Source organism: Pirellulales bacterium (assembly GCA_036490175.1).
Lineage (GTDB): Bacteria > Planctomycetota > Planctomycetia > Pirellulales > JACPPG01 > JACPPG01.
Genome location: DASXEJ010000230.1, coordinates 24,083 through 37,390, shown reverse-complemented (window position 1 = coordinate 37,390; position 13,308 = coordinate 24,083). Strand labels below are relative to the sequence as shown.

Here is a 13,308-nt window from a genome sequence, read left to right as displayed (position 1 = left end):
TGATCGTTTTGCCGTCGAGGACCTGGCCCGCATCAAGGAATACGATGTCGACGTGCTAGTGCGTTTGGGATTTCGCATCCTCCGCGGGGGGATCCTGACGGCGCCGCGTTGTGGAGTGTGGTCCTTTCATCACGGGGATCCGGATACATTTCGCGGTGGCCCCGCCGGCGCCTGGGAGGTGTTTCTCCGCAGCCCTACGACCGGCAGCGTCCTGCAGATTCTCAACGAGGAACTCGACGGCGGCCTGGTGATTTATCGATCGCAATCCTGCACCGATTCCGTGTCGCTGATTCGTAGCTTGAATAGCCACTATTGGAAGACGTTGTCGTTCTTGCCGCGAGCCCTAGCCGAGTTGCAACGCCTGGGTCCAGATCGTTTCCTCGCCAAGGCGCGGGCGGCCCATCCAACGATCGATCTTTACTCGCAGCCAATGTATACGGCCCCGCGAAACGGCCAGATGATCAAGATTTTGCTGCGACTGGCCGCGCACATGACGGCACGCCGCTATCGCAACATTGTCTCGATCAACCAATGGCGCCTGTTCGCGCATAAATCGGAAAGCGTACAAGGTTCGCTGCATCGTCTGCGCGAAATCATACCGCCGCGTAATCTTTTCTGGGCTGATCCGAATATCTTCGAACACGACGGACGCTGCCACGTCTTTTGCGAGGAGTACGACGAAAAAATTGCCAAGGGGACCATTGTTCTCTTTTCCGTTGGCGCAGACGGGCATTGGCCCGAAAAACCCATCACCATACTGGACAAGCCCTATCACTTGTCTTACCCGTTCCTGTTTAAGTATCGCGACCAAATTCACATGCTGGTCGAATGCTCGACCGAACGACGGGTCGAGTCGTACCGTAGCGTCGAATTTCCGCATCGCTGGGAAGGTCCGACGATCATCATGGATAAGGTCACCGCGATCGACGCCACGTTGCACGAACAGGACGGACGATGGTGGATGTTCGCTATTATGGTTGAGAACGAAGGGGCCAAGGCCTGGGACGAACTGTATTTGTTCCACGCGCCGGATCCCTTCCACGGCACATGGACACCACATCCGCTTAACCCGATCGTCTCCGACGTGCGCAGGGCGCGGCCGGCTGGCCGCTTGTTTTGGCAGGATGGCAAGCTCATTCGCCCCGCGCAAAACTGTGCCGGCGGCTACGGGCGAGGGATCGTCTTCAATCACGTGCTCAAACTAAGTGAAACGGAATACGAAGAAACTCCTATCGCGCAAATCTTGCCCGAATGGCAGGCCAACATCCGCGCGGCGCACACTTTTGCGCGCGGCGGCGGATGGACCGTATGTGACGGTGACCGTTGGCGCAGCAAGCTCTAATTTGGCCGCGTCTCGGTCTCTGTTGTCGGGCGACGCGATGGTTCGATCGCTCCTTTCTCGTCGACCATCCTAGCTCTCTAGTCCCCTGTAAAGCGTTGTAAACCCAATATGTGTGGCATCTGCGGAGTGGCATTTCGCGATCCCCGGCGACGGCCGGATGGCGATATGCTGCGCGCCATGGCCACCACTATCCGCCACCGCGGGCCTGATGACGACGGTTGCGAGGTCTTTGATCAGGTGGGTCTGGCGTTCCGCCGCTTGGCGATCATCGACCTGTCTCCGGCCGGACATCAACCGATGACGAACGAAGAAGGCACGGTGTGGATCGTCTTCAACGGCGAAATCTACAACTTTCAGGAATTGCACGCCGACCTCGCAGGCCGTCATAAGTTCCGCTCGCGGACCGATACCGAAGTGCTGCTTCACTTGTACGAGGAACGCGGCGCCGCAATGCTCGACGTCATCGACGGCATGTTCGCCTTCGCCATTTTCGACCAGAACAAGAGATCCCTGCTACTTGCCCGCGATCCGTTCGGCATCAAGCCACTTTTCTACGCGTTCGACGATCGGCGTCTGGTATTTGGCTCGGAAATTAAGCCGCTCTTGGCATCGGGTGAAGTCTCGCGCGAAATCGATCGCGCAGCGCTGAATGACTATTTTGACTTCCATTGGATACCAGCGCCGCGCTCGATCTTCGCCTCTGTACGCAAGTTGCCCCCGGCGCACAGTCTGGAACTCGACCTGACGACCTGGCAAACCCGATTGCAACGATACTGGCGTCCGCAATACTCCCCGCGCGAAGGGAAGTCGCTGGATGCCTGGGCGGACGAGGCGGACCACGTCCTCGAAAAGTCGGTGCAAAGCCAACTCATCGCCGACGTCCCGCTGGGCTTGTTTCTCAGCGGCGGGATCGACTCGACGCTCGTCACGCTGGAAGCTTCCAAGAGTGTCAACGGCTCGTCGTTGCGAACCTTCACCATGGGTTTCGCGGAAGATGGCTTTTCTGAAGTTGGTTTCGCGCGGCAAGTAGCCGAGGCGCTGCACACCGACGCGGTATTTCGGACGCTTCCGCACGAATCGATCGGTCAGCTCGGCGCGCTGGCCGAGTTTTATGACGAGCCGTTCGCCGATTCGTCGCTGCTGCCGACGTACGCCGTCAGCCGCCTCGCCCGTGAATACGTCACCGTCGCTCTTTCCGGCGATGGCGGCGATGAACTGTTCAGTGGCTACAAGCACCACGTGCTGAGCAACCAGGTCAGCCGCTTGGACATCGTGCCAAACTTCGTGAATCGCTTGCTTTTCGGCGGTCTTGCCCAGCTTGCACCGGTCTCATCGCGCGTGCATGACTGGGGGCGCCGCTTCGCGCTGCCACGCGACGAGAGACGCATGTCGATCCAGCGGCTACCAGGCCGGTCGCTGCGCGGCACCGTACTGGCACCCGACCAGCGCGAACATGGAGAGGCCCGCATGTGGCACATGCGTGAGCACGTTGCCGAGTTGCGTGGCCTGCCGCCGGTAACGCAAACGCAGCTTTACGACCTGTTGATGTACCTGCCCAATGACATGCTGGTAAAAGTCGATCGCGCCAGCATGGCTCACAGTCTGGAAGCTCGGGTGCCATTTCTATCCCGAAAGGTCGCGGAACTGGCGTTTCAAATTCCCGAGCAAGTCCGTTTCGAGGCGGCAACCGAAAAGCGGGTATTGCGCAAATTGGTGGCGCGGCGCTTCGGAGACGAGTTTGCTTATCGACGCAAGCAAGGCTTCGCTATTCCTTTGGTCAAATGGATGTCGGCGGCCGCGGCCGATCACCGGGTGCGCGAGACCGTGCAGAATGGCGCGGCGGTCACCTCCGGCGTGCTCGATCGCGATGGCGTGCGCCGGCTGTTCGATGATGTGCAACGTGGGGTCGGCCGACTAAGTACCGAGCGTAGCGACGAGCTATTTGCTCTACTGGTATTTGACGCGTGGTGGAATCGATACGCAGCATGAAGCCCCGACGCGTTGCCCTATTCATCAATACGCTCAACCGTGGCGGCACTGAGCGCAACGTGGCGGTCCTCTGCCAGCATATGGACAAGTCGCGATATCTGCCCGAAGTATGGACACTGCATTCCGGAGGAGGGTACGAGGCGACCATTCGTGCCGCGGGCGTAGAGATTCATAGCCTGGGACGGAAAAGATCATATAGCCCTGCGTTTGCCTTGCGCGCCGCGCGAGAGATTTCGCGCAGCGATGCCGATCTGTTTCACGTATTCCTGCCGGCGATGATGTTTTACGTTGGGCTGGCGCGCACCGTGTGTCGTGCCGCCCAGCCCATTGTATTTTCGGAAGCCACGTCCCTGGTCACCAGTCGCTGGCAGCAGCCGGTGCGTGCCTGGACAGTGCGGACCCAGTGCGCCGGATACGCCGCGAACTCGGATGCCTCACGGGCATTTCTCTCTACGTACGGCGTTCCGCCAGCGAGAATTCGCGTGATCCCCAATGGTCACGACATCAGCCATTTTCGCACGCCGCTCGACCGCCACGTTGTGCGCACCGCGATCGGGGTTGGGCCGCAGGACAAGCTCGCGATATTCGTCGGCCGGCTGGTCGACACCAAACGCGTCTGCGATCTGGTCGAGGCCGTGCGGCTACTTAGCGACCAAGCGGGCCTGCTGCGCGTGGTGATTGTCGGCGACGGCCCGGAACGCTCGGCACTAGAAGCGCAGGTTTTACAGGCAAAACTTACCGATAGTGTACAATTCCTGGGGACCCGGCGCGACGTGACGGACTTGTTGCGGGCTGCCGACCTGTTTGTGTTTCCGTCGGAGATGGAGGGGTTGTCCAACGCCATGATCGAAGCGGCCTTGGCCGGTTTGCCGATCGTCGGCTGCGACATCGGGGGCGTGCGAGACGTGGTGGAATCCGGGCAGCAATGCCTGCTCGTGCCGACGCGTGATCCGCAGGCATTCGCCGGGGCGATGCGTCGCTATTTGTACGACGATGAGCTTGCGCTTCGCCACGGTGCCGCGGCCCGCAATCACGCCGAACAAGCGTACGCGATCGAAAATACACTCGAACGGCTGTACAGTCTGTATGACCAGGTACTCGGCGCCAAATCCTAGCATGCCCGCCGGAGCCTTCCCTCCGCAGTCCGTGGGGCGCCGCGCGGTAGAGTACCGCGCGCCAGGGATTGCTGTGTGGTCGTACATGGCCTTCTTCCTGTTTTCGTTCTTCAACGTCGCCGGCTTGATCCTGGCCGTGCTGAAGCTGGAATCGCTACCGCTGCAACCGGTAGCATTCGCGCTGACCGGCATGCTGGTGATCCCGATGACGCGGGCCAAGCCCAGCCACCCCTACTTTTTGGTGGCTTGGGTATTTTGGATCTTCTTCGCATTGGGAGGGTTCATCGGGCCGCATTCGCTTGTCGGCGTCTCGGATATGGCCCTCTGGCAATTGGTCCTGAAGCTGTGGATCAGTCTGATCGGAGTACCGTTTTTGACCATTCGGGCCATCGATCGCGACAAGCTACCGATGTTGCTCAAGACCGCCGTTGTCGCATCGGCGATCGGCGGCGTGCTAGCTGTCTTGCAGGTGCTAAGTCCGGGGCGCTTTATTCTGATTCTTACCGAGCTCGGCCGTGGATCCGGGTTCTGGCTCAATCCCAATAGCTGCGCCGAAGTGCTGGGCTTCTGCCTGTTGCTGTCGTTGATTTATCCCTTTAAGTCCAAATCCGTCAACATAGTGCTCCGGGCAATCATCGTCATTGGCATGTTGACGACGTTTTCGCGTACCGGGCTGGCGATCATCGTGCTCGGCTCGGGAGTCTACGGTCTGCTCATGCGGCAATTTCGTGTTGTCTTGCAAATCGTCGTGGTCTTCGCCTTTGTAGCGATCGTAGGTTCTTTTATCGTCGATCAGATGAAGGCCACTAGCACAAAGATATTCGAGTCGCGCTTGACGCGCTTCGGTGCTTTGTTGCAAGGCAACGTCGAGGGCGATCGGCAAGCGGATGACCGCTTTGCCCTGTGGGGGTACGGATGGCGCGCAGTGATGCGTGAGCCAATCACGGGCCAAGGGCACCGCTTTATGGACACCGTCGTCCCCCTAGGCGGTGGCTTCGGACCACACAATTACTACTTGTACGTGTGGGGCAACTCCGGCATCTTGGCGTTCCTTTCTTTCCTCCTGTTTCTGGTGGTTCTCTGTCAGATGGCGTGGCGCTGTACCGACAGGAGGGCCAGAGCTTCAGTGCTGGCCATTGCAACGATGATCGCGATGATCGCCATGGTTGACCATTCATTCTTAAACAACGTTTTCTTCGGTCCCATCTTCGCCATCATGGTGGCGATCGCCTATCATCTGAAGCCGGAAAAGAAGACCGGCTTCCGCCCCGTCCATCAGGTCGTGCGGGTCTCCTTACCACCCCGCAGACCCGGCGGTCCCGCGTCCACAGCCGGTTGATAGGCGCGCGACACCGACCTGGACAGACCATGACTCTCCGGCAACGACATAGCCGCGCGTCCGTCAGATTGAAAACAAAATTGTACGAAGCTCCCGCCTCGCGTCTCACTCAGTCGATTGTGTTGAAACTGCCCGCATGACCGCGACCGAGGAACGAGCCGTCGAATCGCCAGTTCGGGCGACTGCTGGACCAGGCGTGATCGTTACCGTGTTGCGCATCGTGCTACTGCCATCTCTCGGAGCGCTGTTGGGATTTGTACTGCTAACCAGACTTGTGCTGCCAGTGATCGGCGTCGGCAGTGTCGAGCGAATCGTGCAGTTAGGCCAGCATTTGGATGCCAGGTTATCGCCCGCTCCGGTAATCGCGTTTCTCGGCAATTCCATTACCCGCGAAGGGGTCGACACGCGACTTGTCGAAGCCACGGCTCCGAGTGGCTGGTACGCCCAAAACCTCGCGATCAGCGGTTGCGGCCTGAGTGAGATCCGGGTGTTGCTACCCAAGACATTGGCCGCCCGGCCCACCGCCGTGGCGATCGGATTCAGCCCCGAGTACATGGGGCAGGTGGACAATTTCGACATCGACATCGACAAAGCCTACGCCTACGCCCTGGGGGGCTTCGTCACGGCTTGGCCGCGCGATTGGAGACGGGCCGATTTTCCGGGTGTGAGCGAACCAACGTATGCGGCATTGCGATCGAATCGGTTCGAGCAGGATCTCCATTTTCGCACAGCCTTGCTGAATGAAATCAATCTCGAGGTGCGATTGCTGCTGCGTCGTGATGAGTTGCGGCGCACGGCGACTAACAATTGGATCGATCCCTACGAACTTGAATTCAACGTGCGTGACGAACGGCTTTCCCTGCATATCGATTCCATTCGCCGCGGTATGGAAGCGCAACTGGCCGGCGGAACGGATGCCGGTTCAAAGCTCATCGCCACGCTGGCTGAGGAGGTTCGCCGCTCAGCTGCGACCCCCGTGCTAATCATGCTTCCCATGCACCGATTGCTGCGTGACAGCGTGCAGTCCTACGTCGCAGAGTTGCGTGCGCTTTTGACGCAGATCGCCCAAGAGCAATCGGGCATCCTTATCGACGCAGTCGACCTGCTGCCGGACGACGAATTCGCCGATGCCCTGCATCCCAATGCGGCGGGACGCGACCGCTACAGTCGCTTTCTAGGGCAGCAACTAGGACCTCTTGGCACCGCATCACATCCCTAGGCCGACTACGAAATGCTGTTCCAGACTTACGAGTTTCTGATTTTGATGCTGCTAGTGCTGGCCGGCATCGGTGTGCTGCGACACGCCCGCGCGCAGCATTGGATGCTGCTGGTGGCGAGTTATGTCTTCTACGCCTGGTGGGACGTTCGTTTTCTCGTCCTGCTGCTGCTGACGTCGATGATCGATTATTCCGCCGCGCTCGGGATTTACGGAGTACGGCTGAGTTGGCGCGAGCAGTTCCGACTGGCAGCACTTCTGATTGCCGGCGCGTATCTGACCCTGGGGCTCAACTGGCCGGCGGTACAGCATGGCAAAACACAGATCACGTTGGCCGAGTTCTTCCAGCCGGGCTGGGAGCATGCTTACTGGGCCATTGCCGCCATCTCGGCCTTTGCGATCTTCGGTCCGATCATCTATGGCTATTATTTCCGGCTGTCTGAAAACTCACGTCGCAACGCCTTTCTGGCTACGAGCATGGTGGCCAACCTGGTGATTCTTGGATTCTTCAAATACTTCGACTTCTTTCGCGACAATTTGGTCGGCATCGGCCATATCCTGGGGTTCGACTGGGCACCTCCTGCACTGAATGTGGCTCTCCCAGTCGGCATCAGCTTTTATACATTCGTGACCATGAGCTACGGCATCGATGCCTATCGGGGCGATATCGTTCCGGAGCGCTCATTCCTGCGGATGGCACTCTTCGTATCGTATTTCCCGCATCTGGTCGCCGGGCCGATCATTCGTCCCGAACAGCTATTACCCACGCTGCACAAGCCTTGGACCCTGTCGGCCGAGCGACTGCTGAGTGGATTTCATCTAACGGCCGTCGGCATGGTCAAAAAGGTGCTCATTGCCGACTCTGTCGCACCGCTGGTTGAAATCATACTAGGGCAGCCCGAGGGCAAGCCGAGCGTGCTCATCATGCTGGGGGCAGCCCTCTTCGCGGCGCAGATTTATTGTGATTTCTCCGGCTACACGGATGTGGCTCGGGGTGTCAGCCGAATGTTAGGGGTCGAGTTGCCGCTGAACTTCAACTTCCCCTATTTCAGTCAGTCGATCGTCGAGTTCTGGCGGCGCTGGCACATTAGCCTTTCCAGTTGGTTGCGCGATTACCTGTACATCCCGTTGGGCGGCGGACGCGTCACCCTGCCGCGCGTCTATTTCAACTTGCTGACCACAATGGTTTTGGGCGGTCTGTGGCATGGTGCTTCCTGGAACTTTGTCATTTGGGGCACATACCAGGGCTTGCTGCTGTGCATTAATCGCTTCTTCGACGAATTCAAACGCAAGAGCGAACGTCTCACGGCGCTGTTTGAACATCCTGCCATACAGGTCGTTTGTTGGGCCGTGACCTTGTATTTTGTGTTGCTGGGATGGTTGATCTTCCGCGTCACTAACTTGGATCATTTGCTGTATGCGATGCGCGCCTTTGTGTTCTTCGACGGGCGCTTGGAGTTGACCAGCCTTGGATTGGGGCTGGGCATGCCGGTAATTGCCCTGGCGGCGCTCGCGATCTTCGCCGTGCTGCATTGCTGGTCTTACTTTGCCATCCGCTGGGCCGACTTGCTCGATCGCACGCCCAGTCGAATCTTGCCCATCATCTACCTGCTGCTGGGGCTGCTATTCTTTGTGGCTTGGCCGGCCGAAAATGCCCCGTTCATTTATTTCCAGTTCTAGCGACCGTCTGCCGTATCGGCCTGCGCCGACGGCGACAGTACGAAGTCTCGTCGCCACATGATTTCGACCCGCAACACCCTGAACAAGCTGGCTCAGGCCTTGGCCGCCTTGATTGTGTTCGTCGCGGGCGTTGAATGCGCCTTGCGCGTTGCAGGCATCGGCTTTCCGCCAAGAACTCAGCCCGACGCGGTGCTCGGCGTGTTGCACCGCCCCGGAGCCACGTTCTGGCAACACGAGGAAGGTGACAGCTACGTACAGATCAACAGTGAGGGGTTTCGCGATATCGAGTGGCCCGTCGAGAAGCACGCCGGCGAATTTCGCATTGCCGTGCTCGGGGATTCGTACGTGGAATCGATGCAGGTCCCGATCGAGCAACGCTTTACCGAACTTCTGGCCGAAGACCTGACTCACGAGAAGCCCTTTGCCGGTCAGACTGTGCGCGTCATGAACTTTGGCATGGCCGGTTACGGCACGGGCCAAGAACTTCTCCTGCTACGCGATCGGGTCGCCAAGTATCATCCCGACCTGGTGGTGCTGGGCTTTTTGACGGCCAATGACCTGAGCGACAATTGCCGTGCCCTGCGCGATCATAACCAGCGGCCCTTCTTCGTCTTGAATAATGGGGAGTTGAGACTCGACGATTCCTTTGCCCGGAGTAGCTCCTGGAAAGACCGGATCGTCCGTGCGATCGCCGACGACAGTCGGATTGTGCAAATCGCTTACGAGGCGCGCCGCACGCTGCGTTCGCTACGCGGTCGCAATGCCTCCGCGCCGGACGCCAAGCAGAACAGTGTTCCTGAATGGGGACTCGACGACTTGATTTATCTTCCGCCTGCAACTCCTTCCTGGCACGAAGCATGGGAAATCACCGAGCAACTGCTGTTGGCTGTCAACGAGGAGGCCCTAGCGATGGGCGCCACGTTGCTGGTGGTCACCCTTACGAATCCCGACCAGATGCACCCGGACCCGGCGGCTCGTGCAGCATATATGAATCATGTCGGTGCGAAATATTTGTCCTACCCTGATGATCGTGTGGAACGTTTCTGCGAGGAGCACGGCATCGCCGTCGAGAAACTGGTTCCCGCGATGCTCGCCTATGCGCAGGCGAACCACGTCTTTCTGCACGGTTTCGAGAATACGAAGATGGGGCGCGGTCACTGGAATCAAGCCGGGCATCGTCTGGTGGCGGAACTAATCGCAAAAAAGATCACCGCGATGCGAACGCAGGCCACTCAGCGTGAAGAAACACAGCAGTCCGCGAGAGACGGGCTGTAAGCATGCCCCGCCAAGATACAATACCATGCCGTGTCGAATCGGGGCCGCACCCGTGAGAGACATTCAACCCACGGCGACCGGCGCATCGGCGAACTCGCGCATCCACAATTCCAGCATGAACAAGGCCCACAGCGAGTAGACGTGGTCGGCCTGTCCGCTCAGATGCTCGCGCAGCAACCTTTGCACGCCCTCCGGTTTGAAATATCCACGACGACGGATCGTGGATTCGCTCAGGGCGTCACACAGTTGCTCGCGCAGCTCGTTGCGAAACCAGTCTCTCAAGGGAGGCGTAAAGCCCATCTTGGGCCGATCCACCAGTTCCCTCGGCAAGTAACGGTACAGCAGCTTGCGAAGCAGGTATTTCTTTTGTCCGCCGCGGATCTTCATGCTCAGCGGCAGGCCGATAGCCGTTTCCCACAGCTGCTTGTCCAACAACGGTGCACGGGCCTCCAACGAAAAGGCCATCGTGGCGCGATCGACTTTGACCAGGATGCCGTCGATCATCGGATGCGTGGCGTCGTAAACCATCGCCGCGGCCGTCGCCGGAATTCCAGGAAGGCCGTGGATGAAGCGTGCCACGTCTTCCTCGGGCGGCGTACCCAGCTTGTCATCAGGAATCAGCGTGTTCAGCCCGGCGTACCGCCCCAAATTGGCAAACAGTCCGAAGAATGTGGCCGTGTCGCGGGCCGCGGTCAATTGTGCGAAACGACGCATGCGCTCGCGCGGCAGCCAGCGGTGGACTCTCGACACCGTACTACGGATGCCAGGTCCGGCGAATCGTGCATAGTGATCGAAATAATGGGTCGCCAGATAACGCTGGTAGCCGCCAAAGAGTTCATCGCCCCCATCACCGGTGAGTACCACCGTGACGTCACGTCGCGCCATCTGAGAGATAGCCATCGTCGGAAACAAAGAGAAATCGACAATCGGCTCGTCGTAATGTCGAATGACTTCGGGCACGTAGCACAGCAGATCGGCGGCCGACATGTGCTCGACCGTGTTTTCTACTCCCAGGTGTTTTGCCACACGTTGGGCAAACTTACTTTCATCGAACTCCGAGCTGGTAAACCCAATCGTGAATGTCCGCACCCGGTCGTTGGCGACTTCGCGCATCAGGGCCACGATCAAGCTCGAATCCATTCCGCCCGACAGAAACGCTCCCAGCGGCACATCCGAGACCAATCGCTTGCGCACGGCCTCGCGCAGCGTCTCGTCGAGATAATCGAGCACTTCCTCTTCGCTGCCAAACTTGCGGGGTTTACGTGCCGCGATCTCGGGCAGGCTCCAATAGGCCGTGTCGCTTTCGATGCCCTGCCGACCCACGATCAAATAATGTCCTGGGCGCACCTTGAAAGTATCGGCAAGCAAGCTGCGCGGCGCGTGCAGATAGCCGACCTTCATGTATTCGTAGATCGACGTCTCGTCGACGTCGCGCGGTACATCCGGCCACACGGCGATCGGACGCAGGGTCGATCCGAATACCAGCAGCCGTCCCGGCCGGTGGTAATAGAACAGCGGCTTCTTGCCGTGCGGATCGCGTGCGAGGACCATTCGCTGCCGCCGCTCGTCCCAAATCGCGATGGCAAACATGCCGTCGAAACGGGCGAAACATCGTTCCTGCCACTCTTCGTATGCGTGAATGATGACTTCGCTGTCGGTTTCGCTACGAAACTTGTGGCCCGCGGCGAGCAGTTCACGTCGCAGTTCTTGAAAGTTATAAATCTCGCCATTGAATGTCGCCCAGATATCACCCACCTCGTTGGTCATGGGCATGCGACCGTTGGGCGAGAGATCGATGATCGCCAGTCGACGGTGGGCCAAGGCAACATTTCCCTTGACCCAACTGCCGGCATCGTCGGGACCGCGATTGATCAGCGCATCGCGCGAGCGCTGCACAGCCATTTCATCGACTGGCTTGCCGTCGGGACACCAAACGCCAAATATTCCGCACAAGCGAATGTCTCCCGGGGCAGACGCGATAATATCGATCGCGCAGGCACAAAGTTCGCTGCGCAACTTGAACGACGTAAAAGCTATCAGAATCATAGACCATCGGCCGGTCAAGCTACGACCGATCAATTGATGCCAGGTCCCAACTCCGACACATTCCCGCCCTTGTCCTACAACGATTACTCTTCGCACGCCCCCCCGACGGGCATGCCAAAATCTTCAAAAACCTACTGCCGCCGGCGTAGCTAGTTAGTTTTCTGAATTCGCTCATTCGTGTGACACCCGGATCGGCACCACCCCCTACTACTCCATTCGCCACCGCGACCGAATGCCTTTGCACGACATGAAACTGCGCCTTGAACCGCTGGACCAGGCGGAATTTGTTCATTACGCCTCGACGGGCTTGACGGTTACCAGCCACGCGCAGCACATTCGAGTGGAACACGACGGTGTTACGCAGACCTTCGCACTACCGGTCAGCACCTGGGAACGACCCATACTCCCCTTTCGCTTGCTGCGGAGGGCGTCGCGGCTGGATAAGTGCAACGTCCTGCCGATCTTCGAAAATGGTAAACTCACGGCGCTGGTTGCCGTCCGGCAGGGGCGCGTGTACCGGATCGACTATCCTTCTGGAACGTTAGTCGTCACCCTGCGACTGGAACGCTGCCGCGTCGTGCTTCACCAGTCGATGTGTACGACGCCGGCGGGCCATATTTATTTTGGCGAGTACGGCGCGAATCGAAATCGCAAGCCGGTTCCGGTCTATCGCAGCTTGGATGCCGGCAGGTCGTGGGAGAAAATCTACGAGTTTCCCGCCGGCTCGACCAAACACGTTCATGGTTGTTTTTGGGATCCACATGCGAAGCGCGTTTGGGTCTGCACCGGCGACTTCGCCAATGAGAACATCCTGTTGTCTGCTGACGAGGATTTTCGGTCCGTCGAGCAATACGGCGATGGCAGCCAAACGTGGCGCACTTGCGCCCCTTTGTTCTTCCCAGATTCCGTCGTTTGGCCGATGGATTCGCAGCTGGAAACTTCGTATCTGTGCCGATTCGACCGGCGCACAAAAACCGTCGAGAAACTGCAAGCTTTCCCGGGCCCCGTCTGGTACCTGAAACAATTGACCGACGGCTGGTACGTGCTGGCTACGGCCAATGAGCAAGGAGTTGGCGTAACGGACGACCATGCCCACGTGCTGGTCTCGCGAGACGCTCTGCACTGGGAACCGCTCCATAAAGTGCGACACGACGGGTTGCCCAAGTACTGGTTCAAATTTGGTGTGATCGCCTTTGCCGATGGCCCGCAGTCAAGCGGCGAATTCTATCTTTTTGCCGAAGCGCTAACAGGAATGGACGGACGCGCATTTCGCTGTGCGCTCGTGCCCAACGATTAGATGGTAGCG

General features: G+C 58.8%; 9 protein-coding genes. 8 read left to right on the top strand and 1 reads right to left on the bottom strand.

Translation table 11 applies throughout. The features are described from left to right. The 7 genes from VGG64_16810 to VGG64_16780 form a co-directional block, all read left to right on the top strand. The coding region (locus VGG64_16810) for a hypothetical protein (GenBank protein ID HEY1601265.1) at window positions 1–1,342 on the top strand (1,342 nt) is incomplete at its 5' end. Between the two features lie 108 nt (window positions 1,343–1,450). Next, window positions 1,451–3,331, top strand: coding sequence for an asparagine synthase (glutamine-hydrolyzing) (gene asnB / locus VGG64_16805; protein HEY1601264.1), 1,881 nt, complete (start codon window positions 1,451–1,453; stop codon window positions 3,329–3,331). Further along, window positions 3,328–4,446, top strand: coding sequence for a glycosyltransferase (locus VGG64_16800; protein ID HEY1601263.1), 1,119 nt, complete (start codon window positions 3,328–3,330; stop codon window positions 4,444–4,446). The genes asnB (VGG64_16805) and VGG64_16800 overlap by 4 nt, the downstream gene beginning before the upstream one ends. Window position 4,447: 1 nt before the next feature. Next, window positions 4,448–5,785 carry an O-antigen ligase family protein gene (locus VGG64_16795; GenBank protein HEY1601262.1) on the top strand — a complete coding sequence of 446 codons (1,338 nt, stop codon included), beginning with the start codon at window positions 4,448–4,450 and terminating at the stop codon, window positions 5,783–5,785. A 136-nt stretch (window positions 5,786–5,921) separates the two neighbouring features. Beyond that, entirely contained in the window at window positions 5,922–7,004 is a 1,083-nt protein-coding gene (locus VGG64_16790) for a hypothetical protein (protein ID HEY1601261.1), read from the top strand. A gap of 12 nt (window positions 7,005–7,016) precedes the next feature. After that, on the top strand, window positions 7,017–8,681 hold the full coding sequence (locus VGG64_16785) for an MBOAT family O-acyltransferase (protein HEY1601260.1): 1,665 nt from the start codon (window positions 7,017–7,019) through the stop codon (window positions 8,679–8,681). A 57-nt stretch (window positions 8,682–8,738) separates the two neighbouring features. Beyond that, window positions 8,739–9,956, top strand: a complete 1,218-nt coding sequence (locus VGG64_16780; GenBank protein HEY1601259.1) for an SGNH/GDSL hydrolase family protein — start codon at window positions 8,739–8,741, stop codon at window positions 9,954–9,956. Window positions 9,957–10,019: 63 nt separating this feature from the next. Here the strand turns inward: VGG64_16780 and asnB (VGG64_16775) are convergent, their stop codons facing one another. Further along, on the bottom strand, window positions 10,020–12,002 hold the full coding sequence (asnB, locus tag VGG64_16775; GenBank protein HEY1601258.1) for an asparagine synthase (glutamine-hydrolyzing): 1,983 nt from the start codon (window positions 12,000–12,002) through the stop codon (window positions 10,020–10,022). Window positions 12,003–12,249: 247 nt separating this feature from the next. On the opposite strand from asnB (VGG64_16775), the gene VGG64_16770 reads away from it, so the two are divergent. Then, a complete protein-coding gene (locus VGG64_16770) occupies window positions 12,250–13,299 on the top strand; it encodes a hypothetical protein (protein ID HEY1601257.1) in 1,050 nt (349 codons plus the stop codon). Window positions 13,300–13,308 lie beyond the last annotated feature (9 nt).

Coding starts and splice junctions, on each gene's coding strand:
- asnB (HEY1601264.1), top strand. CDS start 1,451: ATGTGTGGCATCTGCGGAGTGGCATTTCGCGATCCCCGGCGACGGCCG.
- VGG64_16800 (HEY1601263.1), top strand. CDS start 3,328: ATGAAGCCCCGACGCGTTGCCCTATTCATCAATACGCTCAACCGTGGC.
- VGG64_16795 (HEY1601262.1), top strand. CDS start 4,448: ATGCCCGCCGGAGCCTTCCCTCCGCAGTCCGTGGGGCGCCGCGCGGTA.
- VGG64_16790 (HEY1601261.1), top strand. CDS start 5,922: ATGACCGCGACCGAGGAACGAGCCGTCGAATCGCCAGTTCGGGCGACT.
- VGG64_16785 (HEY1601260.1), top strand. CDS start 7,017: ATGCTGTTCCAGACTTACGAGTTTCTGATTTTGATGCTGCTAGTGCTG.
- VGG64_16780 (HEY1601259.1), top strand. CDS start 8,739: ATGATTTCGACCCGCAACACCCTGAACAAGCTGGCTCAGGCCTTGGCC.
- asnB (HEY1601258.1), bottom strand. CDS start 12,002: ATGATTCTGATAGCTTTTACGTCGTTCAAGTTGCGCAGCGAACTTTGT.
- VGG64_16770 (HEY1601257.1), top strand. CDS start 12,250: ATGAAACTGCGCCTTGAACCGCTGGACCAGGCGGAATTTGTTCATTAC.